Annotated in this window: 14 protein-coding genes; 9 read left to right on the top strand and 5 right to left on the bottom strand. The window is 63.8% G+C overall.

The features are described 5' to 3' along the window. Window positions 1–8 precede the first annotated feature (8 nt). The 4 genes from JKL46_RS13595 to JKL46_RS13610 all read left to right on the top strand — a co-directional run bounded on the left by JKL46_RS13595 (window position 9) and on the right by JKL46_RS13610 (window position 5893). Window positions 9–1463, top strand: a complete 1455-nt coding sequence (locus JKL46_RS13595) for an amidohydrolase family protein (RefSeq protein WP_201833589.1) — start codon at window positions 9–11, stop codon at window positions 1461–1463. Window positions 1464–1533: 70 nt separating this feature from the next. Further along, a complete protein-coding gene (locus JKL46_RS13600) occupies window positions 1534–2775 on the top strand; it encodes an MFS transporter (RefSeq protein WP_201833591.1) in 1242 nt (413 codons plus the stop codon). Between the two features lie 148 nt (window positions 2776–2923). Further along, on the top strand, window positions 2924–4384 hold the full coding sequence (locus JKL46_RS13605; RefSeq protein ID WP_201833599.1) for an amidohydrolase family protein: 1461 nt from the start codon (window positions 2924–2926) through the stop codon (window positions 4382–4384). A gap of 57 nt (window positions 4385–4441) precedes the next feature. Beyond that, a complete protein-coding gene (locus tag JKL46_RS13610; RefSeq protein WP_201833601.1) occupies window positions 4442–5893 on the top strand; it encodes an amidohydrolase family protein in 1452 nt (483 codons plus the stop codon). A gap of 86 nt (window positions 5894–5979) precedes the next feature. On the opposite strand, the gene JKL46_RS13615 is transcribed toward JKL46_RS13610, so the two are convergent. Continuing rightward, window positions 5980–7617 (bottom strand): amidohydrolase, encoded by a 1638-nt coding sequence (locus JKL46_RS13615; protein ID WP_201833603.1) that lies wholly within the window; start codon window positions 7615–7617, stop codon window positions 5980–5982. Between the two features lie 192 nt (window positions 7618–7809). Between JKL46_RS13615 and JKL46_RS13620 the strand changes: the two genes are divergently transcribed. The 3 genes from JKL46_RS13620 (at window position 7810) to JKL46_RS13630 (ending at window position 11203) form a co-directional block, all read left to right on the top strand. Continuing rightward, on the top strand, window positions 7810–8847 hold the full coding sequence (locus JKL46_RS13620; protein WP_425493265.1) for an amino acid ABC transporter substrate-binding protein: 1038 nt from the start codon (window positions 7810–7812) through the stop codon (window positions 8845–8847). Between the two features lie 67 nt (window positions 8848–8914). Next, on the top strand, window positions 8915–10087 hold the full coding sequence (locus JKL46_RS13625) for an amino acid ABC transporter permease (protein WP_201833605.1): 1173 nt from the start codon (window positions 8915–8917) through the stop codon (window positions 10085–10087). Window positions 10088–10090: 3 nt separating this feature from the next. After that, the gene (locus JKL46_RS13630) at window positions 10091–11203 is read left to right on the top strand and encodes an amino acid ABC transporter permease (protein ID WP_201833607.1); all 1113 of its coding nucleotides are present in this window, start codon (window positions 10091–10093) and stop codon (window positions 11201–11203) included. Window positions 11204–11223: 20 nt separating this feature from the next. Here the strand turns inward: JKL46_RS13630 and JKL46_RS13635 are convergent, their stop codons facing one another. Then, entirely contained in the window at window positions 11224–12519 is a 1296-nt protein-coding gene (locus JKL46_RS13635; protein WP_201833608.1) for an NAD(P)/FAD-dependent oxidoreductase, read from the bottom strand. Between the two features lie 199 nt (window positions 12520–12718). On the opposite strand from JKL46_RS13635, the gene JKL46_RS13640 reads away from it, so the two are divergent. Together JKL46_RS13640 and JKL46_RS13645 are read left to right on the top strand one after the other, a co-directional pair. Next, the gene (locus JKL46_RS13640) at window positions 12719–13333 is read left to right on the top strand and encodes a flavodoxin family protein (protein WP_201833611.1); all 615 of its coding nucleotides are present in this window, start codon (window positions 12719–12721) and stop codon (window positions 13331–13333) included. Continuing rightward, entirely contained in the window at window positions 13330–14592 is a 1263-nt protein-coding gene (locus JKL46_RS13645; RefSeq protein ID WP_201833613.1) for an NAD(P)/FAD-dependent oxidoreductase, read from the top strand. The genes JKL46_RS13640 and JKL46_RS13645 overlap by 4 nt, the downstream gene beginning before the upstream one ends. A gap of 90 nt (window positions 14593–14682) precedes the next feature. Here JKL46_RS13645 and JKL46_RS13650 read toward each other — a convergent pair whose 3' ends face one another. The 3 genes from JKL46_RS13650 to JKL46_RS36300 all read right to left on the bottom strand — a co-directional run bounded on the left by JKL46_RS13650 (window position 14683) and on the right by JKL46_RS36300 (window position 25368). Next, window positions 14683–15993 (bottom strand): HlyD family type I secretion periplasmic adaptor subunit, encoded by a 1311-nt coding sequence (locus tag JKL46_RS13650; protein ID WP_201833615.1) that lies wholly within the window; start codon window positions 15991–15993, stop codon window positions 14683–14685. 18 nt (window positions 15994–16011) lie between these two features. After that, window positions 16012–17739: a type I secretion system permease/ATPase gene (locus JKL46_RS13655; RefSeq protein WP_201833617.1), complete on the bottom strand. Its 1728-nt coding sequence runs from the start codon at window positions 17737–17739 to the stop codon at window positions 16012–16014. Between the two features lie 138 nt (window positions 17740–17877). Next, window positions 17878–25368: a peroxidase family protein gene (locus JKL46_RS36300; RefSeq protein ID WP_201833619.1), complete on the bottom strand. Its 7491-nt coding sequence runs from the start codon at window positions 25366–25368 to the stop codon at window positions 17878–17880. Between the last annotated feature and the right edge of the window lie 346 nt (window positions 25369–25714).

Here is a 25714-nt window from a genome sequence, read left to right on the forward strand (position 1 = left end):
TGTATTGCATGGCCGATATCATCATCACCAACGGCATCGTCGTGACGATGGACCCGCAGCGCAGAGTCATCGAGAACGGTGCCGTCGCCATCGAGAAGGACCGGATCGTCGCGATCGGCACCACGGATGAAATCCTGGCGGCGCACCAGGCTCCCACGATGATCGACGCCAGCCGCAAGATCGTCATGCCCGGCCTGATCGACGGACATGCCCATGCGGGCCACGGCTTCATCAAGACCATGGGCGGCGGCAACGGCGAGGAATGGTACGAGGCCTGCCATCAGGCCTATACGGTTGCATCGACCCCGGAATTCTGGCGCGCCGAGTCGCGTCTTGCAGCGCTCGAGCGCCTGCGCTTCGGCGTGACGACGGGCGTCTCCCTCCTGGGCGGCGGCGACACGATCCTTCGCACGGACGAGCCCGTCTATGGCGACGCCCATTGCGAAGGCGTGCGCGAGGTCGGCACCCGCTCGGTCGTCGCGGTCGGTCCGACCCGCCCGCCGCATCCGCGCACCTATGCGCGCTTCGTCGACGGCAAGGCCATCGAACGCCCGGTGACCTTCGAAGAGCAGTTCGAGACCTGCAAGACCTTGATCGACACCTGGCATGCAAAGCACGGCGGACGGCTCAACATCGCGCTGATTACCCCCACCCTGCGCGCCGAGCATGTGGATGAACTCGGACAGGAAAATCTCGACAAAGCCAAGCGCCAGGCGCGCATGACGGCCGATCTGGCACGCGAGGCCGGGCTCGTCTTCACGCAGGACGGGCACACGAAGGGCAGCGTCGCCTATGCGCAGGAGCTCGGCCTTCTCGGGCCGAATGCCCTCCTCTCGCACTCGACGAACCTTACCCAGGATGAAATCCGGATCGTTGCCGATACCGGCACCAGCATCGCGCATAACCCGAGCGCGATCGCATCGATCCTCGGCCGCTGCCCGGTCCCTGAACTGCTGGAGGCCGGAGCCAATGTCTGCCTCGGCTCGGATGCCACGGCGCCGGATCGCTCCGGCGACATGTTCCGGCACATGCAGCAATGCATGCATTACCACCGAACCTACTTCAAGGATCCCACATGGCTCCCGCCGGGGCGGGTGCTGGAGATGTGCACCATCGACGGCGCAAAGGCGCTCGGGATGGAGAAGGAGATCGGCTCTCTCGAGGTCGGCAAGAAGGCGGATGTGGTGCTGCTCGACCTGCGGCGCCCGCATCTCTACCCGCTCAACATGCCGGTCTTCCGGCTCATCTATTTCGCCAACGGCAACGACGTCGACACCGTCATCGTCGATGGCCGCGTCGCTCTTCAGAATCGCAAGGCCATGTTCGTCGATGAAGACGAGATTCTCGATGACGCGCAGCGCGAAACCGAGGCGATGCTCGATCGAACCGGGTTCCGGTACATGCTGGAGACGCCCAAGATGTTCTGGCGCCATGTGAGAGCGACGGACCAGATCGGAACCTGATGCGCTGATCCGACGAAGGTAATCGAGGGAAATCACGCCGGCCACGTATCAGTGGCCGGAAGGACAGGTCATGCTCACGCGACATAATCTCGGGACGAAAGAGGTGGAGGCGCCGCGCAGCAAAGCGCGGGGCAGCTCCCTTGTCGTGTCGTTCACGCTGGCATGCATCGTCCTGGCCGCGATCAACCTCCGCCCTGCCCTCACGTCCATCGCAACGATGCTGACGGAGATTCAGCAGGGTCTCGGCCTGAACGGCGTGTGGATCGGCATCCTGACGACCATGCCTGTGCTCTGCTTCGGCATTTTCGGGCCGTTTGCGCCCCTGTTGTCGGCAAGGCTCGGCCTCGAGCGCGCCATCGCGCTGCTCTTCATGAGCCTCGCGGCCGGGCTCGCCCTTCGCCTGGTGCCGCAGAGTGCCGCGTTGTTTGCCAGCACCCTTCTGGCCGGTGCGGCCATCGGCATGGCCGGCGTGCTCCTGCCCGTCGTCATCCGTCGCCGCTTTCCCACGCGCCTCGGGCCGATGACGGGCCTCTACACGATGATCCTGAGCGTCGGCGGCGCCAGTGCCGCCGGCCTCACGCCGGTCTTCGAACGGGCCTGGCAATCCTGGACGTTGGCTCTGGCGATCTGGAGCATCCCTGCCCTCGTCGCCGCTCTGCTGTGGAGCGGCCTGGCCTCCTCCGAGACGGCAACGACCGGCACCGCGCCTTTGCCGCGCTTCTCGTTACTGCTGCGCGACCGCCTTGCCTGGTATGTCACCGCCTTCATGGGCCTCCAGGCGGGTCTCGCCTTCATCGTTCTGGGCTGGCTGCCGACCTTGCTGCGCGATCGCGGTCTCGATGTGCTGGATGCCGGTATCGTCACATCCGTGTCGATCCTGGCCCAGACGGTAACGGCCCTTCTCGTTCCCTCGCTCGCAACGCAGCGCGTGTCGCCGCGGCTTCTGATCGTGCTCGTTCTCTCCGCAACCTGCATCGGGTTTCTTGGCCTCATCTATGCGCCGCTCTCGACCCGCATTCCCTGGGCCGTCATTCTCGGATTGGGTCAGGGAGGATTGTTCGGCCTCGCGCTCCTGTTCATAACTCTGCGCGCTCCGACTGCGGAGATGACCGCCATGCTCTCGGGCATGTCGCAGAGCATCGGCTATCTCGGCGCATCCCTGTGCCCCTTTGCCGTCGGCCTGCTGAAAGCGGGTCACGATCCCTTCACCGGCCCGGCCATCATGGTCGTCGCGGTCACGGCAGCCTGTACCTGGTGCGGATTGAAGGCCGCGGCTCCGGGTTACGTGTTGCCTCATCTCCGAAGCAGCTGATGGACAAGACCAACTTCTCCTTGATGAGGTTCAAATCATCTGCATAAATTGCAGGCAGAAAAAAGATTCCGTCATGGAACCTGGGAGGAATGATTGATCGATTTCGATCTCGTCGGCATTCGATGCCTTTGCACCGGCTCGATCAATCATGGCTGACACGGTAAGGGTCGTCCGAAACGCGGCCTGGGCGGTTGCTTGGGATGAAGCTGCCTCGCAGCACGTCTATATGCGGGATGTCGACGTCGCCTTCTCGAAGGCGGGCATCCTCCATCTCGGTCCGGACTATCATGGCCGTGCCGACGAAGAGATTGCCGGCGCGGCCATCATGGTCATGCCGGGCCTTGTCAACATCCATTGCCATTCCGGTGACGAGCCCATCGCGAAGGGTCTGTTCGAGGACGTCGGAACGGCGGCTCTCTGGGGCAACGCTCTCTATGAGTACTCGGCCCTCATCGATGCGGACGACGATGCCAAGGAAGCCTGCCAGACCGTGATGCTCGGCGACCTGATGCGCAGCGGCGTGACCACGCATCTCGACATTGCATCGCCCTACCCGAAATGGCTTTCGCTTGCGGCCGACAGCGGGTTGCGGGCCTATCTCGCTCCCGGCTTCCGCGAGGCGCAATGGCGCATGGCCGGCAGCCACCGCCTCGACTTCGAATGGAACCAGGCGCAGGGACGCGAGCGCTATGCCGAGGCTCTGGCATTCGTGGAGCAGGCCCGGGCACATCCCAGCGGTCGCATCGACGGCGTCATCGCGCCATCGCAGATCGAGACGTGTTCGGAGGAACTCATCCGGGACGCTGTCGCCGAGGCCCGCAGACGCGGGATGCGTATCACCATCCATGCGGCCCAGACCATGGCCGAGCACGAGGAGTTGCTGCGACGCACCGGCGAGACCGCCCCGGCGATGCTGGAGCGCCTCGGCGTGCTTGGACCGGACCTGATCCTGGGTCATTGCATCTTTCTCGATCACCATTCCTGGACGCGGCAACGCAGCCGTGACGACCTTGTTCGGCTTGCCGAGAGCGGCACCTCGGTCGCACATTGCCCCGTCACTTTCGCACGCAGCGGCATGACCTTGGAAAGCCTCGGCGCTTACCGTCGCGCAGGCGTCAATGTCGGCATCGGCACGGACAGCTACCCGTTCAACATGCTCGAAGAGCTGCGGGAGGCGCTGATCTGCTCGCGCGTTGCCGGCCGCAATGTCTTCGATCTCGACACAGGCGGCCTGTTCTCAGCCGCGACGATCGGCGGAGCGAAGGCCCTTGGCCGCAGCGATATCGGGCGCTTGACGTCCGGCAGCAAGGCGGACCTCGCGCTGGTGGATCTGAGCCATCCTGCCATGCAGCCTGTGCACGATCCGCTGCGCAATCTGATCCACTGCGCGGCAGAGCGCGCCGTTCGCGATGTCTATGTCGACGGTCAAGCGGTCGTGAAGGATCGCCGCGTCGTCAACCTCGATTACGACGGCGCAGTCCGAGAGCTTCAGGATGCGCAGAAACGTGCCTGCCGGCGCGCCGAGCAGAGCGACCCGCAGGGCCGCTCCCTCTCCACACTCGCGCCCTATTCCCTTCCGCTCCGAGGATCCGGCTCGAACCCGTCATAAGTCGTCAGCTTGCAGTAAACCCTTCCGCACCAGCCGCCTGCCTTCATGGAGTCAGTGATGACCAGCGTTTCCGCCCGGACGACCCTCTTCCGGAATTGCGATTGGATCGTTGCCTGGGACGAGGCCGCCAAGTCCCATGTCTACCTCCGCAATGCGGATTTCGTGATCCGAGATAGAGAGGTCGTTCATGTCGGCGAAGGCTATTCCGGCCCGGTCGACGTGGAAGTCGACGCCCGGAAGATGATGATCATCCCCGGTTTCGTGGACATCCACAGCCACCCCGGCCACGAGCCCGGCTGGAAGGGCATGCTGGAGGAACTGGGCAGTCCGCGCCTCGGCCAGAGCTCGCTCTACGAGTTCATGCCGGTCTTTCAGATCGGACCTGAATATACTCGCCCGGCGCTGCGTGTCGCAACATCGGAGCTTCTCAAGAGCGGCGTCACCACCATCTGCGATCTCGGCCGGCCACGGGAAACATGGGCCGACGAATATGCGGAAACCGGCATCCGGGCCGTGCTTTGGGGAATGTTCCGGTCAGGCCCCTGGAAAACCACCAACGGCCATTCGGTGCAATATGACCTCGATCCTGCGACGGGTGACAGGCTGCTGCGCGAGGCCATCGAGATTGCCGACGCCGCCTCGAAGCATCCGAGCGGGCGTATCACCGGCTTCATCGGCCCGGCTCAAATCGACACCTGCACAGAGGGCCAGATCCGCGATGCGCTCGACGCAGCCCGTGAGCGCGGCCAGCCGATCCAGATTCATGCCGCGCAGAGCATCGTCGAATTCCAGGAGATCATGCGTCGCTATGGCTGCACGCCCATCGAGTGGCTCGACAAGATCGGCGCGCTCGGCCCGGACACGATCATTGGCCACTGCATCTTCCTGAACGATCACCCCTGGCTGCACTGGCCTCATGCCAATGATTTCGAGCGCCTGCGCGACTCTGGCGCCCAGGTGGCGCATTGCCCCGTGGTCTTCGCGCGGCGCGGTATCGCCCTGAACACCTTGAGCCGCTATGTGAAAGCCGGAATCCGGTGCGGCATCGGCACGGACAGTTTCCCCCACAACATGCTCGATGAGCTCCGCATGGCCTGCTATGCCGGTCGTATCGTCGCAGGGAGCTTCACGGCCGCCACGACACATGATGCGTTCATGGCGGCCACGGCCGTTGGCGCCGACATGATCCGCCGCCCCGATCTGGGCCGCCTTGCGCCCGGCTGCAAGGCGGATTTCTCGGTGGTCGACATGAGCAATCCCTACATGCAGCCCGACTACGAGCCGATCCGCAGCCTCGTCTATTCGGCGAACGACAGGGCCATCAAGGACGTCTATGTCGATGGCCGTCAGGTCGTGCGCGACGGAGAGGTGTTGGACTTCGACATCGGCGAGGATCTCGAGATGCTGCGCAGAGGTCAGGCGGAAGCCGTCGCGGCGGCACCCCAGCGCGACTGGGCCGGGCGGGGGCTGGAGCAGTTGAGCCCCCGGGTCTTTCCCATTCGCAGCTGATTGACATTTAACGAATTGCAAAAGGCTCCGCGTTTCCCGCGGAGCCTTTATCTTGTTCCCTATAGCCGTTGCCCGGTAGGTCGAGTCTATCGAGCCATCTCGCCGTGGCGGTCGAACACGATTTCCCCGCCGCGAATCGTGAGATCGCACCGGGTGTCATGAAGAATGTCCTCAGGGGACGCCGTCAGGAGGTCGCGCGAGAACACCGCGATATCTGCCGCAAGGCCCGGGACGAGCCGCCCCCATTCATGCTCGGCCTTGTTGACATAGGCGCCGAACTCCGTGAACGCCATGATCGCCTGCTCGATCGATACGGTCTCACGCTCGTCCATGACGGTGCCGTGAGAGGTCTTGCGGGTGAGCATCGAGAAGAAATTCGGGAAGGGGTTGATGTCGCAGACGGGAGCATCGCTGCCAGCGGCAGGCTTGAAACCCATATCGATCCAGGTTCTGAGGGGATAGGAGGGCTTTGCCCGCTTTTCACCTACGACGGAAACATAAAGATCGCCGAAATCGTAGATGAAGACCGGCTGCGGCACCGGCTGGACGCCCAGGCGCTTCATGCGGGCGTTCTGGTCGGCTCGCGCATAGCCTGCATGTTCGATCCTGTGGCGGCGATCCGGATCGGGCATGACCTCGAGCGCGCGCTCGAAGGCATTCAGGGTCTGCTCGATGGCAGCATCGCCAATGGCGTGAACGGCAAGCTGATAGCCTTTTGCGTGATAATCATGCACGAGATCGTTCATCTCGTTGTCGTGCAACAGCATGAGGCCGTTGGTCCTGGGCTCTCCGACATAGGGCTCGCTCATGGCGGCGGTGCGTCCGCCGGCGCTGCCGTCGGTGAAAATCTTTACCGGCCCGACACGGAGCATGGAATCACCCACGCCCGTCACAACTCCATCGGCATAAGCCTGCTCGACAATTCCTCCCGGCCCGCCCAGCAGGCACTGTGTCGTCCGCACCGGCAGGCGGCCAAGGCGCTGCGCCGTGCGATAGGCAGCAACCTCACGATAGCCGGCCCTCATGCCGACGCCTGCATCCATCACGCTGGTAATGCCATAGGACAGACATGCGCGGCCCGCATCATCGATGGCCTGAACCAGCTCCTGATCCGTCGGCGCCGGCAGCACAGCCCTGAGCCGATCACGCCCGGTCTCCGCCAGAAGGCCGGTCAATCGCCCATCGCGCTGCTCGATGGCGCCGCCTTGGGGAACAGGCGTCGTCTCGTCGATTCCCGCAAGTTCCAGCGCTCTCGAATTGCAGATCGTTATATGGCCGCAGGCTCTGACGATCGCAACGGGGTGATCCGGCGCCGCCGCGTCGAGTTCCTCGCGCAGGGGATGGCGCCCGACATCGAGTTCGAACTGGTCGTATCCGCGCCCTTGAATCCACTGACCGGGGGGCGTGACGGCGGCGCGCTGCCTGACCTTTTCGAGCAGGGCTGCAAGGGTCGGCGCAGACGAGGCACGCACGTCCACGTGGCCCATGATCACGCCATAGGGCAGAAGGTGCATGTGCGAGTCGCAAAGCCCCGGCGTTGCCAGACGGCCGGCCAGGTCGATGACCCGCGTCGAAGGCCCGATGAGCGGCTCCATGTCGGCGGAGGATCCTGCCGCAAGAACCCGTCCGGCCCATAGGGCGATTGCTTCGGTGACATACTCTGACATGCCGCGAAAGATGCGGCCGTTGACGAGGACGATGTCGGCTTTTGGGAGAAAAGGCATAGACCACTCGCGCAGCAAGGGCAGCTGCAGCGGAGGCTGCAGTCGAAGGCGGGCGAGTTTGCATCCCTTTTCGTCGCCCAGCAAGGTCTTACGCGCATTCCGTTACGAAAATCGATGCTTGAAACGGCAGTTGTTTCGGGTCTAGCTTGAAGCGTTAGCGACCGGATAAGGCGCATGAAAAGAGGGAGTGAGATGATACAGTCCAAATCTATGGCCCGCTGGCTCGCCATGGGCCTCATTGCCGGCGTCACCGCCATTTCGGCGGCACCGGCTTCCGCTCAATCGACGCTCGATACGGTCAAGAAGCGCGGCAAGATTCTTTGCGGCGTGTCGCCGGTAGCCCCTGGCTTCTCCTACGCCGACGACAAGGGTGTTCGGCGCGGCTTCGACGTCGACATCTGCCGCGCCGTGTCGGCTGCGGTCTTCGCCGATCCCGACAAGGTCGAGTATGTTCCGCTCAACACCAATGTCCGCTTCCAGGCGGTGCAGTCGGGCGAGGTGGATATCCTTTCCCGCCAGAATACCTGGAGCTTCACGCGCGATGCATCCCTGGGCCTCGATTTCGGGCCCGTGGTGTTCTACGACGGTCAGGGCCTGATGGCACCGGCGAAGCTCAATGTGAAGAGCGCCAGCGAACTTCAAGGCGCTGCGATCTGCCTGCTGCCCGGCACGACCACGCTTCAGAATCTCGAAGACTTCTTCCGGCCCAAGAACATCAAGTATGAATCGGTGGTGTTCGAGAACTCCGACGAGTGGCGCAACGCCTTCTTCACGGGACGCTGCGATGCCATCACGACGGACCGTTCGGATCTGGCCTCCGTCCGCGCGATCGCCAACGACCCGTCGCAATATGTGGTCCTGCCGGAGACGATCTCGAAGGAGCCGCTTGCTCCGACGATCCGCCAGAACGATCCCAACTGGCGCGATATTCTGAACTGGTCGGTTTACACCCTCATCGGCGCAGAGGAGAAGGGCATCACCCAGGCCAACGTAGACGAGTTCCTCAAGAGCGAGGATCCCGAGGTTCAGCGCATGCTCGGCGTGAACGGCGACTTCGGCAAGATGCTCGGCCTCGACAACAAGTGGGCCTATAACATCGTTAAATCCCTCGGAAACTATGCCGAAGTCTTCGACCGCAACCTAGGCCCGAAGACCCGGCTTGGCTTGACGCGCGGTCCGAACGAACTCTGGACCAAGGGCGGCCTGCTTTACGCGCCGCCCTTCCGGTAATCTGAGATCGACGGGCGGCCCTGGGGCCGCCCGTTTCATCCTCGGCATTCTCCGAAAAAGGACCATCATGCGCGTCGATGCGTTGGGCGGGACGAGGCTCCTCTACAATCTTCGCTTTCGGGCCATCCTGTATCAGGTGCTCGCCGTTGGCGGCATTGTCCTTTTGGGACTTTACCTGTTCTCGAACGTATCGCAGAAGCTGGCCGAACAGAACATTGCGACCGGCTTCGGCTATTTGAGCCGGGAAGCAGGCTTCGTCATCAGCCAGACACTGATCGACTACAAGCCCACCGACACCTATGGCCGCGCCATTCTTGCCGGGATAGTCAACACGGTCTGGGTCTCCGCCTGGAGCGTCGTGCTCGCGACGATCATCGGACTTTTCGTCGGCATCGCCCGTCTTTCCCGCAATCCGCTGCTCGCCTTTCTGGCCTTCCTTTATGTGGAAGCCCTGCGCAATGTGCCGCTCCTGCTTTATCTTTTCCTCTGGTACGCGCTGATCGTCACAAGCCTGCCGACCGTGCGTGAAGCATGGGAAATCCTGCCCCATGTCTTTCTGAGCAACAGCGGCCTGACGGTGCCCTCCCTGATGTGGACGAGCGCCCATTCGATGATTCTCGCCGCACTGATCCTCGGGGGTGTGCTCGGCGTATTCATCCATCGCCGCGCAACGGCTCAGCGCATCACGTCGGGCAAGTCGCGAAGGACCTGGCCCCTGGTCGCCATGGCGCTGCTGATTCCGCCCGCCCTCGCGCTTCTGATCGTGCAGCCGGATTTCACGATCAGCCTTCCGGAGAAAGGCCGCTTCAGGCTTGCGGGCGGCTCTCAGCTCACACCGGAATTCACGGCCCTCCTCCTCGGCCTTTCGCTCTCCGCCTCGGCGGGCATCGCCGAGATCGTGCGAAGCGGCATTCTGTCCGTGCGCAAGGGGCAATGGGAAGCGGCGCGGGCCCTGGGCTTGAAGGATGGCCTGACCATGCGCCTCGTCGTGCTTCCGCAAGCGCTTCGGGTCATCATCCCGCCGCTCACCAGCAGCTACCTGAGCCTTTTCAAGAACTCGTCGCTCGCCATCGCCATCGGCTATCCTGATCTCGTCATGGTGTCGAACACGACCATGAACCAGACCGGGCAGGCGATCGAGGGCATCGCCATCTTCATGCTGGTCTATCTCGGTCTGTCGATCGCGATTTCCCTGTTCATGAACTGGTACAACAGCCGCGTCGCGCTGAAGGAGCGGTAGGCCATGACGACTGCGACCGACATCGCCGAAGCGCAACTGAAGATGCCCCTCCGGCGCGATCCGGATGTCGGGCGGCGCCTTATGCATCGCACGCTCAAGCCGCTCATCGGCACGCCGGTCAATGCGGTCATCACGCTCGTCTGCCTGTGGATCCTATGGCTTGGAGCGAAGGGCGCCTACGGCTGGCACGTGACCCGCGCCGTCACCGAAGGAGGCGCCCAGGCCTGCAAGGTGGGACACGGCGCCTGCTGGCCGTTCTACGAGGCGAAGATCCGTTTCATGATCTTCGGGGTCTATCCCTACGACGAGCATTGGCGCGTGCTGCTCGCCATGATCATCTTCCTGGGCGCCATCGGCATCACGATGATCCCGCGTTTCTGGAACAGAAGCCTCCTGGTTCTGTGGGGCGTGACGATCGTGGCGACGGCCATTCTGATCAGCGGCGGCATCTTCGGTCTCACCTACGTGCCGACGACGCAATGGAGCGGATTGCCCCTCTCCTTCCTGCTCTCCGCCATCGGCCTTGCCTTCGGCTTTCCTCTCGGCGTCGTGCTCGCCCTGGCCCGCTCCTCGAAGCTCCCCGCCATCCGCGTCATCGCCATCATCTTCATCGAAGTGATCCGGGGCGTTCCCCTCATCAGCATCCTCTTCATGGCCTCCGTCATGCTGCCGCTCTTCATGCCGAGCGGGATCACCGTGGACAAGCTGCTGCGGGCGCAGATCGCCATCATCATCTTCGCCGCCGCCTATATTGCAGAGGCAGTCCGTGGCGGCCTGCAGGCAATTCCCCGCGGCCAGCACGAAGCCGCCAGCGCCATGGGCCTGCATTACTGGCAGTCCATGCGGCTGATCGTTCTGCCGCAGGCCCTGAAGATCGCCATTCCGCCCCTGGTGAACATCTCCATCGGCTTCTTCCAGGACACGACCCTCGTCACGATCATCGGCCTTCTGGATTTCCTGTCCACCGTTCGCACGGCGATGACGGACCCGAACTGGGTCGGCATCGCCGTCCTGGAAGGCTACGTCTTCGCAGCCTTCGTGTTCCTCGTGTTCTCGTATGGCATGGGCGCCTATAGCCGCTTCCTGGAGCGTCGCATGCGCCTCGGGCACGACTGACGCATCGGCGGAAAAGCGACTTAGGTCGCACGGGCGGCGCGACGTTCCTTGGCAAGATCCATGGCCTGATAGGTCCAATAGGTGAGCTGCGCCGCGGCGACTCCGAACGGGCCGCCATTCCATACGAGGCCGAAGGGTTCGTACAGGCGGTAGCGGTCGCTCGTGCCGAGGATGCCCTCCGCAATCACGCGCCCTCCGATGGCCGTGGTGTTCATGCCGCGACCGCCGAAGCCGTACACGTACCAGACACCTTCCTGAAGCTGCCCGATGAGCGGCATCAGATGGCGAGCATAAGCCATGAGACCGGCCCAGGCCGTCTCCACACGCACGCCTTCCAGCTGGGGATAGGTCGAGACCATCGTCCTCTGCATCATCTGCGCAAGGCGTCTTGGCTCGGTCTTGCGCGTCGTGATCCTGCCCCCCCAGAGCAGCCGCGTTCCATCATCGACAAGGCGGTAATAATCGCCCGCACGGCGATTGTCGCTGATCGCCGCCGGCGTGCGCACGGCATCTCCGATCCTTTCCGGCGCCGCTTCCGTCAGCAGCACATAAGTGGCAATCGGGAGGATGCTGCGGCGCAGCCGGGGCACCAGCTCGTCCGTATAACCGCCGCCCGCCAGAACCACGTCACGTGCCCTGACCTCACCATGCGCGGTCCTTACGATCTTGTCCGCGCCCTCGAAATCGCATCCGACGACCCGCGATCCCTCGAAGATCCGTCCGTTCAGCGCCTCGATCTCCGTTGCCAGAGCCCGGGCATAGTTGAGCGGATGGAAATGAAAGCAGGCGGGATCGTAGAGCGCCTGATAATACTTCTGCGAACGCAGAACATTGCGGACGGCATCTGTCGGCATCACTTCCAGATGGTAGTCGAATTCCCGCTTCATCATCTCGCACTGGCGTGCGAGCCCATCGGGATCGTGGTACCGAAGCACGCTCATCTTGCCGTAGACGCGCTTGTTGTCGCTCATGGCAAGCTTGTCGATATTCTCCTCGACGATGCGCACCCCTTCGATCGAGAGGCGGTGCAGAGCCTGTGCTTTCTCCGCTCCGACCATGCGAGTGATATTGGCATGGCTCGTCGCATATCCCGGGCCGACGAAGCCTCCGTTGCGGCCGGACGCTCCCCAGCCAACCCGCTCCGCATCCAGAACGACCACCGAACGGCACGCCCGCGCCAGATCGAGAGCTGCCGTGAGACCGGCAAGCCCTCCGCCGATAATAGCGACATCCGCGTGCACCGATCCGTCAAGAGAAGAGCGTTGCGACATGTCCGTCAGCGTGCGGGCATAATAGGTATCGCCATAGCCGGCCATCGAAGCCCCCCCGATCTCAAATGATTTCCCAAACCCTAGCGCATCGTGCGGAAAAGTGGACTGGTTTTCGTGCATGCTGATTACGTACCGGGCATATTCCACCGAGTTCACCGGAGAACCTTTCGATGGGCCCCTTCTCGGAGGAACACAGCCGAGGTTGTCGCCGTTATTCAGGGTCAATCCCCTTGCGGAGCCCCGGATGGCCCTGACCGCCTTAGCCTTGAACTGCACTCTGAAGCGCGGCAGCGCCGCCTCGTCGACGGACAAGCTGCTTCAGGAGGTTTTGGAGGAACTGAAGCCACACGGGGTGACAGGTCAAATCGTCAGGGTTGTCGATCTCGATATCAAAGCGGGCGTGTCGTCCGACGAAGGCGAAGGCGACGACTGGCCGGAACTGCGACGGAAGATCGACGCAGCACATATCCTCATCCTGGGAACTCCGATCTGGCTCGGTCAACCCTCCAGTGTCGCCAAACGCGTTCTCGAGCGCATGGATGCTTTCCTGGAAGAGACGGACGACAGAGGGCGCATGCCTGCCTTCGGAAAGGTCGCCGTCGCGGCTGTGGTCGGCAATGAAGACGGAGCCCATCATTGTCATGCCGAACTGTATCAAGCGCTCAACGATGTCGGATTCACGATTCCCGCGGGCGCCGGCACCTACTGGGTCGGCGAAGCGATGGGCTCGGTCGATTACAGGGATCTCAAGCAGCCCTACGAAAAGACCGTGCAGACGACCAAGATGCTGGCAATCAACGCCGCGCACCTGGCGATGCTCCTGAACGCGAACCCATATCCAGGGATGGACAAGGCTTGAGATCGAATGCGTTAGACCATGGTGAGGCCGACGAGGATCGGCGGCAGCTCAGGTCTGGATCTTCGCCCTGGCAGACGCTTTCTCGTTCGCTGCCGCGAACTCCGCTCCTCACCGATCTGCGTTGCGACGTGGCCATCGTCGGCGCTGGCATCACCGGCTCGTTCGCCGCGGAGGCGCTCACACGGCAGGGACTTTCCGTCGCCGTCGTCGACCGGCTCATGCCGGGCCGCGGCAGCACGGCTGCGAGCACGGCGATGCTGCAATGGGAAATCGATCGGTCGCTATCCGAACTGACCGATCTGTACGGCCCCGACAAAGCGGCACGCATCTATCGCCGCTCCTATGCCGCGACATCCGATCTCTGCGATTATATCGAGGCGCTCGGCATCTCCTGCCTCTTTACGCGTCGTTCCAGTCTTTACCTGGGCGGCGGTGATACGGGCCTGGCGGACCTTGCAAGCGAGCATCGCTTGCGGAGCCAGGTCGACCTGCCCGGAGACCTACTCGATGAACGCGCTCTCGTCGAGCGTTTCATGATGGACCGTCCAGGCGCACTCTTCTCGCCAGGATCGGCGGAGGCCGATCCGCTCTGCCTGTCGCTCGGCCTGCTCGAGATGGCCCTGGCGCAGGGAGCGGTGCTGGTCGAGGACGAAGTCGTGGCTTACGACTGGAACAGCCGCAGCGCATCGATCGGGCTCGCCGGAGGCAGAACGATCGATGCCCGGCACCTCGTGCTGGCGACGGGCTACGAAATGCCGGACTTCGTCAACAGCGACCTTCATCGCAGGTCTTCGAGCTGGTGTCTTGCGACGATCCCACAGCAGCCGGGCGCCCTCTGGCCGGAGCGTGCCCTCATCTGGGAGAGTTCGCATCCTTATCTCTACGCGAGGACCACCGGCGACGGGCGCATCGTGGTTGGCGGCGAGGATCAGCCGACGAGCACTCCTCAGGAACGAGAGAGGCTGATGCCGGACAAAATCGCGGAGATTTCCGCGAAGATGAAGAAACTCTGGCCCTACGCATCATACGAGATCGCACATGCCTGGGCGGCGGAATTCGGTGAGACCGATGACGGCTTGCCTCTCATCGGCCCCGTTCGAGGTGCCGAGAGCATCCTAGCCGCCTACGGCTACGGCGGAAACGGCATCACCTTCAGCTACATGGCCTCCCGCATTCTGGCTGCGCGGATCGCCGGCGTCAGAAGGCCGTGGTTCGACGATTTTTCTCTCGATCGCGAGCCGCCTCGCTCTTCAGGCTAGTCGCAACCAATGCCGCGATGACCGTCGTGGCGGCAAGCCGCTCCAGGCCATCCATGAGCTAGGGCCCAGAGCAGCTAGTATGGCCAATGCTTACTCTTCCCTGAAGGCGCGCGCCAGGTTGTCGGCAAGCGGCTTCGTCAGATATGAGAACACGGTGCGGTAGCCCGTCTGGATGAAGCCCTCCACCGGCATTCCCGGCATCAGCTTCGCATTGCCGAGGCGCTCGCGTTCCCCTTCCGAAATCGCAATTCTCACCGGATAGTAAGACTGGCCGCTGCGTTCCTCCGTCACGAGATCGGCGGCGATGCGCGTGACGTGCCCCAAGATCTCCGGCGTCGTACGCTGGTTAAAGGCGGAAAGCCGCAGCATCGTATCGAGTCCCTGCCGGAGCTGATCGATATCCTGAGGCGCGACTTTCACCTCGATCGAGAGTTCGTCACCCTCCGGCATCACGAGCATCAGAGAATCACCGGGTCCGATGACGCCGCCAATCGTGTGCACGGTCGACTGATGCACGATGCCGTCCTGGGGTGCGCGAATGTCGATGCGCTTCAGCTGGTCCTCGGCCGCGACCTTGCGCTCCACGAGCTCGGCGAGCTTCGCCTGGACCTCGCGCAGCTCCGTGGAAACCTCACTGCGAAGGTCCTGGTCGATCTGCATGATCTGAAGCTCGGTCTCGCTGATCTTTCCCTTGGCTTGGGCGACGGTTGAAATCAGCTGTCCGCGCTCGCCCCGCAGCCGCGTCTCCTCGCGTCTCAGCGAGGTCACGCGGGTAATCGGAACCAGGTTCTTCTTCCACAATTCCTGGACGCCGGTCAGCTCCGAAATGATCAGGTCGATTTCATCGGCCTTGGCGGAGGCCTGCAGCTTGGTGCCGTCGATCTGCTCCGCCAGCTGAGCCACCCGTTCCCGCAACTGCGATTTCTGGCCTGCGCGCGCCTCCCGCCTGTTGTCGAACAGGCGTCGCTCACCGCTCATCAGTTCGGCCACCTCGGATTCATCCGCGCGACCAACAAGATCCGTCGGAAAGCGGATCGTATCGGCTCCATCCCGCTCGGCCTCGAGCCGCGCCCTGCGCGTGCTCATTTCGTCGATGCTCTTGGCGACCATGGCCAGATTGGCCCGCGCGACCGTCTCGTCGAGGCGGATCACGATGTCGCCGGCTCGGACGCGGTCGCCGTCGCGGGCAAGGATTTCGCCGACGACGCCGCCGGTGGGGTGCTGGACCTTCTTCACGTGGCTGTCCACGACGACCGTGCCCGGCGCGACGACGGCTCCCGACAGCTCGGTCGTCCAGGCCCAGCCCCCGAGGCCGAAGACGAGAAGGGCAACGCCTCCGAGCGCAATGCGGGTATGGCGATTGATGGACTGGCGTGCTTTTGACTTGACGTTGTCGTTCATGACGCTGCTCCCCCGAGCTTAAGCGGATTTGGCCGTGTTGACTTGATTGGCGTTGCTGGCCGGAACCGGCCGGAGGACGCTGCTGAGCACCTCCTCCTTGAGGCCGAACTTGCGGACCGTGCCCTCGTCGAGAACGAGGATATGGTCGACTCCGGCGAGAGCGCTCGGGCGGTGGGCGATGACGATCGCAATGCCGCCGCGCTCACGCACTCCCTGAATCGCCCGTGTCAGCGCGTGCTCACCCTCGTTGTCGAGGTTCGAGTTAGGCTCGTCGAGCACGACGAGGAACGGGTTGCCATAGAGAGCCCGAGCGAGGCCGATGCGCTGGCGCTGGCCGCCGGACAGTCCGGCGCCGCCCTCCCCGACCTGCGTCTCGTAGCCCTGAGGCAAGCGCAGGATCATCTCATGCACGTCGGCGGCCACGGCAGCGCGGACCACATCCTCCGCCTTCGGGTTGGGATGAAAGCGGGCGATGTTCTGCGCCACGGACCCAGCGAACAGCTCGACATCCTGCGGCAGGTAGCCGATATGCGCCCCGAGTTCCTCGGGTAGCCACTGATCGAGTGCGGCACCGTCGAGGCGAACCTTGCCACGCCACGCAGGCCATACGCCGACGAGCATGCGGGCGAGCGACGATTTGCCGGAGGCGCTGGGACCGATGATCCCCAGGCCCATGCCCGCCTGCAGTTCGAACGAGACGTCCTGCACGGCGAAACGCTGGCTTTTGGGCGCGCCGGATCCGGCACTCTCGACCGAGAGCGAGGCTTTCGGTGCCGGGAGCTGAAGCGGACGCATCTCGGAGCCGTCGTCCTCCAACGAAGAGCGAAGACGCGACCATCCCTGCCGGGCGGCGACGAAGCCCTTCCAGTTGGCGATCGCCAGTTCGACCGGAGCGAGTGCCCGGGAGACCAGGATCGACGACGCGATCATGATGCCGCCTGTCGCCTCGCCATGGATGACGAGGTAGGCGCCGATGCCGAGCACGCCGGATTGCAGCGTCATGCGCATCACCTTCGAGAACGCGCCGAGACCGCCCGACACATCCGATGCCTGCTGCTGGTGACCGAGATACTGCGCGTTGGCTTGAGCCCACATCTGACCGATGCGGCCGGCCATGCCCATGGCATGCACGACCTCGGCGTTGCGGCGAGCGCCCTCACCGATTCCGTTGCGCTGGGACGCCGCCTGGACCGCGGCCTTGGAGGCCTTGCGCGTCAAGACGTCTGTGATGACCGTGAAGGAGATGAGAACCGCAGCGCCGCCGACCGTGACCCACCCGAGCAGCGGGTGGAACGCAAAGCAGATGAAAAGATAAAGCGGGATCCAGGGGAGGTCGAACAGTGCCGAGGGACCGCCGCCGGCGAGGAAGGCGCGGATCTGGTCGAGATCGCGCAGCGGCTGCTGGCCGTCGCCTTCGGCATTCCCGCGCAGTGGTGCTGCGACCTGGTAGCGGAAAACGCGCTGGCTCAGGTCTTCATCGACCGCCGCACCGACACGGGCGAAGATGCGGCCGCGCAGCATGTCGAACAGGCCCTGGAACATGAACAGGGCTAGGATGATGGCCGAGAGACCGAGGAGTGTGGGAATGCTGCGGCTCGGCAGCACCCGGTCATACACCTCCATCATGTAGAGGGAGCCGGAGAGATAGAGGATGTTGATCAGGCCGCTGAGCAGGGCGACGCCCAGGAGGGCACCGCGGCAGGAGGCCATGAGGCTGACGCGGCTCTTGGCGGAAGTTTGGGACATGACCGTTCCTCGGAAGTCGTAAGGGAGGAAACCGGATGCCGTGGGGGGAACGGCATCCGGCTCTAGGTTCCCCGCCGGAAGCAAGTTTGGGGGTTTTTATGCTCCCGGCGGGGTCATCGCGATCTCAGGCCAACCGCATCAGAAGATGAAGTCGCTGTTGTCGAGATCGGATACGTTGACGCCCTTGAGGACAAGGATGTCGGTGCCGTGCTCGATGACGGCGTCGTGGTTGACCTGCATGACGCGAAGGTCGGACATGCCGTCCACGCCCGAGAGATGGCTGGCGTCGATACGATCCTGACCGTGACGGAAATCCGTCACCACGTCGCGGCCGCCGCCCTTCTGGAAGACGAAGGTGTCGTCACCCGCGCCGCCCGAGAGAGTGTCGTTGCCGGCACCACCCTTGAGCACGTCGTTACCCGACCCGCCGGAGAGACGATCGTTGCCGGAACCACCCGACAATCTGTCATTGCCGGCGCCTCCGTAGAGACGATCGTTGCCGCTGCCGCCCTCGAGCTGGTCGTTGCCGCGACCGCCGTCGAGGTGGTCGTTGCCCGACCCGCCGTTGAGCCTGTCGTCGCCCGACCCGCCGTAGAGCTTGTCGTGACCACGTCCGCCCTCGAGCTTGTCGTTGCCGATGCCGCCGTCGAGACGGTCGTTGCCGTCACCGCCGTTGAGCTTGTCGTTGCCCGACCCGCCGTAGAGCTTGTCGTTGCCGCGACCGCCGTCGACCCGGTCGTCGCCTTCACCGCCGCGGAGCGTCTCGCTGCGCGAGTTGCCCTTGAGGACGAGGTTGGCGGGTGCCTCCGGCTGGGCCGGAGCGGCCGGGATCGGATCGCTCGGGGTTGCCGGGGTCGTGGGAGTGACCGGGGTAACCGGGTCCACGGGCTGCTGAGGCTGCTCGTGATCGACGGGCTGCTCAGGCTGCGTCGGGGTCTCGGGGTCCACCGGATCCGTCGGCTGCTCGGGATCGACCGGAACTTCCGGATCGGTCGGAAGCGGAACCTCGCAGAGGTTCGGCCTGCGCCCGCCCTCGGACCGGAAGGTCACGCGATGGACACCGCAGTTGATGCTGGTGGTGCCGTCCTCGTTCTCCTCCCATTCGTACTCGTCCGCCTTGCGGCCAGGCTCGAGTTCGATCACGTCCTGCTCCCGCAGCGTGCCGATGATGGTGTCGTTGCCGCCGTTGGAGCGGAATACGATCCGGTGCGCCGAGGTGAGCTGCGAGATGTCGACCGTGTCGTCGCCCGCATTGCCATCGATGGTGATGGTGTTGAGGGCAAGGCTTGTGGTGGAGAAGTCGCCGAAGATCTGGACGACGTCACCCCCGCCGGCGGAACCATTGACCGGATCGCCCGTCTGGGTGCCAATGCGGATCTCCTCGATGTTGTCGAGTTCCCCAATCACGGAAGTATTCGTTCCGCCCAGAAGAGTGCTCGTCGTACGGGTGATGACGATCTCCGTATTTTCCCGGATGTCCGTGATACCCGCCGTGATCGCGGCTTCGCGAGTGTAGACCCTGAACGTCTCCGCCAGTGCATTACCGTTGACGTCGAAGGTATCTACTCCGGCGCCGCCATCGACATAGTCACGGCCGTCCTGCGAGGTCTCGAACGTAACGCCGAAGATGGTGGAAGAGGTCGCGTTCCAGACGATGGTGTCGTTGCCGCCACCTGCCAGGATCGTGTCGTTGCCGGTTCCGCCGTCGAAGGTGCTGGCGGAGTCGTCACCGATCAGGATGTTGTTTCCTGTCGTCCCTTCGACCGGATTGGTGTCGCGAGTGACCGTGACATTGGCCGTGTCGGTGCGGGGCGGATTGCCACCGTCGTTGACGGTGTAGGTGAAGGAGCCACCCGGGGTGCCCGTATCCGTGAAGGTCACGGAGCCGGGATTGGTCGCCAGCGACAGGTTGCCGAGTCCGTTGGCGTTGCTGACCGCGGTGATGTCCAGTGCCGGACCATCGGGATCGGTGTCGTTCGACAGGAGCACCCATTCCGGAACCACGATCGGGCCATTCACGATGTTCGTGATGATCGAGTCGTTGTTCGCGTTGACCGGATCGTTGACAGCGTTCACCTGGACCGTGGTCGTGGCGACATTGCTGTTCATGAACCCGTCGTTCACCGTCACCTGGATCACGCGACTGCCGGCAACCGGGTTGTCCGAGTTGTTGTCGAAGGTCACCGCCTGGATGGCCCTCTGGTAATCCGCCAGGGATGCCGCGCCCGTCAGGGTCACGACGATCTGACCGTTTGCGACGGTCCTGCTCGCGGTGATCCCCGCCGGCAGGGTGCCGACGTTGAGCTCGTCCGCAGCCTGGGCGTTCGTCAGCACGATCCGGGCAGACACCATCTGCGCCGCATCGTCGGTGATGCCGGGGTTGCTCGCGATCGCCACAGCCGCGCCGCCTTCGGTGAAGGTCGTTGCGTAGTTGACGGTCGGCGTGGCTGCCGGGACCATGACGCTGACCGACAGGTTGTCGATGTTCACGATGTCGTTGGTGCTGTTGACGTTCGAGACATCGAAGCGGATCTTCGCGCCCGCCGCAAACGGGCCGGTGAGATCGAAGGCACGGTTGGCATTGCCCGTGTTGCCGTTGATGGTCTCGAGCAGGGTCCAGTTGGAGCCGTCCCTGGAGAACCAGACCTGAACGGTCTCGTTGTCCTGGATGTCGAAGCCCTGCTCGCTCACCGAGTATGTCAGGCGGGCCGCAGCGACACCCGTCAGATTGAGACCACGCTCGATCGAGGCACCATTGCCGTTGTCGAAGCGAAGGGCGCTGCCGGTAATCTGGATCTGCCCAGCGTTCGTCGAGTTCGGCGAGTTGTCGTCGCCCGTCTCGACCCAGTTGGATGCCCACTGACGGCTGCCGTCGTTCCGGCTGTAGGACGCCGTGGTGAAGTTGTCGCCGAAGTTTCCGCCGGCGTCGAATGCGTGGAGCGACAACTTGGGCGGCGTCAGGCTCACCTCACCATCGGCGAAGCGCAGCTTCTCGATGTTGAACAGGCGGTCGGTTCCATCCGAGATGCGGTTGTTACCGGTGGTCGGGTCGGTCTCGACCGTCACCGTCACGTGCTGGACGGTGACGCTGCCATCGTCATTGCTGGTGACGGTGTAGTTGGCCATCAGGTCGCCGTAGACGGCAACGTCGACAGCAGTGTTGTCCAGATCGCCGTCGACGATCTCACGGACGATGCTGAGCTGACCCGGGTTGAGGGTTGCGCTGAGCATCAGGGCATCGAGGGTCTTGCCGCCGAACTGGGCCACGGCACCTGCCTTGGGAGCGCCGTAGGCATAGTCGCTCTCCAGATAGACCTTCTCGGTCATCCCGTCGGCGGTGTAGGTGACGCCGTCCTTGACGATCTTGATGCGGACGTTGAGCCACTTGTCGCCGTCGATGATGTCGTCACCGGCGAAGCCCTTGATGGTGTCGCTGCCGCCGCCGCCGAGGATGATGTCGGCAGCCTGAGAGGTGTCGAGCACGATCAGCTCGGGATTGCCGTTCTTGTCGAGGACCGGGTTACCCAGGGCATCGACGACCGGGACGCGGACACGGTGCGCCACGAGCTGGTCGAGGCCGTTGATGAGCGAGACGTTCTTCTGCAACAGGTCGTTGGAGAAGGAGTCAAGCGGCGAGTTCGGGCCGGGGATGGCCGCCGTTCCGGTCAGCTCTCCCCGGGTGTTCACGGCAGCGACGCGTCCCGTGAGGATGTCGTTGTGCTTCCAGCCGGAAAGGCCTTCGACGAGATCGAAGCGATCACGCAGGATGAACGCCTCCTGGTTGTCGAAGAGCGGAATGCCGAGGTCGGAATTCGCAGCGACCGTATCGCCCTTATGGATCGCCCAATCGAAGCCGGCCATGCCGTTATTGCGCTGGATGCCCTCTGCCTGGAACATGATGTCGTCGCCGGACTCGGCGTCGTAGTCGCCGTCGCCGGTCCCGGCATTGAGAACGTCGTGCCCGACGACGCTGGAATTGAAGAACAGCTCCGAGTTGTCGCCAGCCAGCGTATCGAAGCGTGCGCCGCCCTCGATCCAGTCGTCTCCCTCGTTGCCGAGCAGGAAGTCGCCGCCGTCGCCGCCGAGGATGAAGTCATTGTCGGTGCCGCCGAAGACCGACTTGCCGTCCGGACCGGCGATCAGGAAGTCCTGACCCTGGTTGCCGAAGAGGAGAGCCAGGCCCGAGCCGCCCTGGATGACGTCGTTGCCTTCCTCGCCGTGCAGCTTGTCGGTCATGCCGATGTCGGTGCCGGCATTGGTGATGATGTCGTCGCCAGCTCCGCCATGGATGATGTCGACGCCGTAGCCGGCCTCGATGGTGTCGTTGCCTTCATAGCCCCAGACAGTGTCGTCGCCCTCGCCGGCCACGATCAGGTCGGCCTCGGCGGTGCCGCCCATGACCACGTGATCGGTGCCGTTGTAGATCAGCACGTCGAGGTCGCCGTCGCCGTCGAGATCCTTGCGCACCACGAGCGGCGAGAGAGCCTGGAGGACGGGGTTGTCCCAGGTGGGATCGGCCCCGACCTGCTTCGAGATGATCATCTCGAGCGTATGGGCGGGAGTTGCGAAGATGTCGCCTGGGAGTGCGCTCCGGCCTTCGTCGCCGAGGTCGGTGTTGCGCATGATGATGTCGGTCATCGAGTTGTTCTCGAGCTCGTTCAGGAGGTTGAGACCCTGAACACGCGAGAGGTAGTAGAACCGGTCGGCATCCTGGAGGGCTTCCATCTGCGCCTCGAAGACGAAGGAGAAGGTGGAGCCGAGCATGCCGCCGAAGTCCATCTTCTTCTCGGCGAGGCCGCCCATCCAGAGGTCGATGTCGTTGAGACCCGACTCCGTGGTGGCCCAGGTGCCTTCCGAGTTGAGGAAGTCGAGGCGGTCGGCCGGAGCGCCTGTGCCGCCGAACACCAGCAGGGACGCAGCAGCCCGCTTGGCCTCCATGGTCGTCGCATTGACGATCGAGTCGTGCTTGCCGTAGGCGGCGATGAAGTTGATGATCGACAGCGGGTTCTGGAGGTTGAGCGCGAAGTCGGTCCAGCTCACGTAGGGCTTCACCTGCGAGTCCTGGCCGGACATCTGGTAGAACTGCGCGCGGGCCTCGTTGAGGGACGGCAGACCCAGGTCACGGCCGCGGGCGATGTTGAGCGCCGCGAGGTCGAGCGGGATGCCGACGAGCTGGTTGCGCAGCACGTGGGTCACGAACTCGTCGATCTCGTTGCCGTGCTGGCGGGACATGCCGCGGATGACCGCGCCGGCTGCCGTGTCGTGGTCGATGGTATCGGACCCGAAGCCGACCGGATTCAGGAAGCCGTCGAACAGCTTCATCGAGACGACCTGGCCGTTGACGGTGATCGTGTCGATGGTCTCGTTCAGCATCGAGTGGCCGAAGCGGTACACGGCCTGGGCGAACTCCGCGAAGATCGCCGGGTTGATGTCGACCGACGGCTCGAACACGAAGGCGTCGACGTCGGGCTGCATCTTGCGGGCGAATTCCTCGAAGACGAGGTGCTGGTACTCCATCTCGTTGGTGAAGCGGGCAGCCTGGAACAGGCGCTCGCCATCCCACACGAGGGCAGCCTTGGCTTCGGGGGTGGTCGGGACGGCCGTGACGTCGACGAGCAGCCACTCGTTCAGGAAGGCAAGGTCGCCCGAGGTCAGGGCCAATTCCTTCACCTGCTCGACGAGGTGGTTGTGCTCGGAGTGGAAGATGTGGTGGATCGAAGTCAGGCCGATGTTCTCGTTGCCGCGTCCGTCACCCGTGATGTAGTGCGCATCGAGCAGCTCGTTGTCATAGGCCGTGTTCGAACCACGCGAGTTGACGAGACCGGTCGTCGAACCGTCGGCATTCGCGTAGCCAAGGGCGGCGTCGCCGTCCTTCTGGAGGACGCCACCGACGAGGACCGGAACTGCCGCGTGGGCAATGTCGTCGAGGAAGGCGTGGCCGGTGAGGACCGCGTTCGTCAGGCTCACCGGGCTGGAGGGGGTGCCCGAGATCACGATGTCGTCGGATGTGTTCGGCACGCCGTCGGCGCCAAGGCCGACGATGACCTGCGCATAGCCGGTCTGCGGATGCGGGATGAAGTTGCCGTAGGGGTCGGTGCGCAGCAGCGGAACGTTGGTGACGTTGGCGTCCGTCAGGTCGATGCCGAGCATCGCCTTGGCCTGGGCCTTCACATCAGACCACGTGGCCAAGCCACGCGCGCCCTCGAGCAGGTCACCGGTGGCGATCGTCTTGCCGTCGGGGCCGGTCATGTATTCGCGCAGGAAGACCTGGTGCGAGGCATGGGAGGTGTAGGTCTGGTTCTGGTCGACCCACGGCGTGGTCGTGTTGATGGTATCGCCGTCGCCATCGCGGGAGGCGCGCGTCATCACCATGAAGTTGGAGTGGCTGCCCGGCACGTAGAGCGGGTCGTCCGGCTGGAGCGGGATGTAGACCGTGCCGCTGCCGCCCTTCGAGATCAGGTCGAGGCCGTGGTCGAAGAACTGGCCGAACAGGGTGAACAGCGAGTTGTAGGGAGCCGAGTCGCCGATGTCGGGCGCGACGTTCGGGATCAGGACGGTTTCGCCGTCCATCTGGATGCCGAGCTGGCTCAGGAGGGTGCTCAGGGCCGCCTCGGCCGTCGTGACGGCAGCAGACGCCGACTGGGCCTGGGTCTGGGCCTGCGCGAGAGCTTGCGTGGCGGTTGCCAGCGCGGCTGCTGCGTCAGCCGCATGCGTCGCGGCCGTCTGTGCGGCGGTCGCTGCGTTCTGTGCCGGCGCTACGAGCGCATCGGCGGTGGCCGTCTTGGCGTTCAGGGTTTCCTGAGCCGAAACGAAAGCATCGAGCGCTGCGTCGTATTCCGCCTGCTGTTGGTCGGTGGGAATGCCGTCGAGGAGCAGGGCGTTGAAGGCAGCGAAGGTCTCGTTGACCTCGACCTGGGCCGCGGCCTTCTCCTCGTTTGCCGTCGCGAGCGACGCCTGCGCGGCGTCCGCCGCCGCCTGGGCATTTGCGGCTTCATTGCTGGCTGTGGTGGCGGCGGTCTGCGCCGAGGCCTGGGCCGTCACGAGCGCAGGAATGCTGCCGGACGTGGTATTTGAGGTCTGAACGGCCTGCGCAATCGCCGCGCGGGCGGCCTGGATCTGCGAGATCGCGGTCATCTGGGCGGCGCCCTCGATGCCGGCATAGGTCAGCGCCGCGCTGATCGCGGCGGGATTGTTCAGGGTCTGGTCGGCGATGAGGTTCGAGATCGTGCGCGGGTCGGCATCGACGACGGTGCCGGGCGTCAGCATCGGCGAACCCGTGGCAGTGCCGGGGGTGTAGTTGTTGTTGTTCAGCCAGACCGGGTTAGTGGGCGTGCCGAACATCATCGTGTCGTCGCCCTCGTTCACGTACTGGGGGGCGCTCATCTCAGGGAAAGGCTGGTCGGCTGCACCCCAGGTCTCACGGCCCTCGATGAGGTTATTGTAGGTGCCGTCGACCGTGCGTAGGCCGTAAGGAAGCAGAAACGCCTGGGTCGGGGTGGTAGCGGCGTTGGGATCGAGCCCGCCCGCCTCTGCGACGAGCTTGCGCAGATCCTCACCGGCAGCATGCCGCTCTGCAATCTCAATCTGCTTCAGGATGAACTCGAGGTCGTGTTTGACGAGATTGACCATGATGCTTCTCCACCAAGTGGGCCGGGCCCGCTGTTGTTCACATTGAGACCGGGGCCGTTTGGCGCGCTGGTCCGCAATTTCATCAAACAGTCTTCACCAGGGCCGGGAGGTTCGCATCGGATGAAGGTGTAACGATTTTTTAGTCGATGGTCCGACGTCCGCAGGGACTGACGTCTGCAGGCGGGAGGCTTAGGGCCAGACATCCGACTGGTCTAAGGTCCGACCTCCAACCTCGCCGTATCCTTACGCGCTATACTTATGGATAGAACGCTGGATCCTTAGGATGGCAGTCCTGCCGAGATCGAAAACTCCGGTTATTCTGCCGAACTCATGAACCAGAAAGAAA

It is taken from the genome of Microvirga zambiensis WSM3693 (genome assembly GCF_016735695.1).
Lineage (GTDB): Bacteria > Pseudomonadota > Alphaproteobacteria > Rhizobiales > Beijerinckiaceae > Microvirga > Microvirga zambiensis.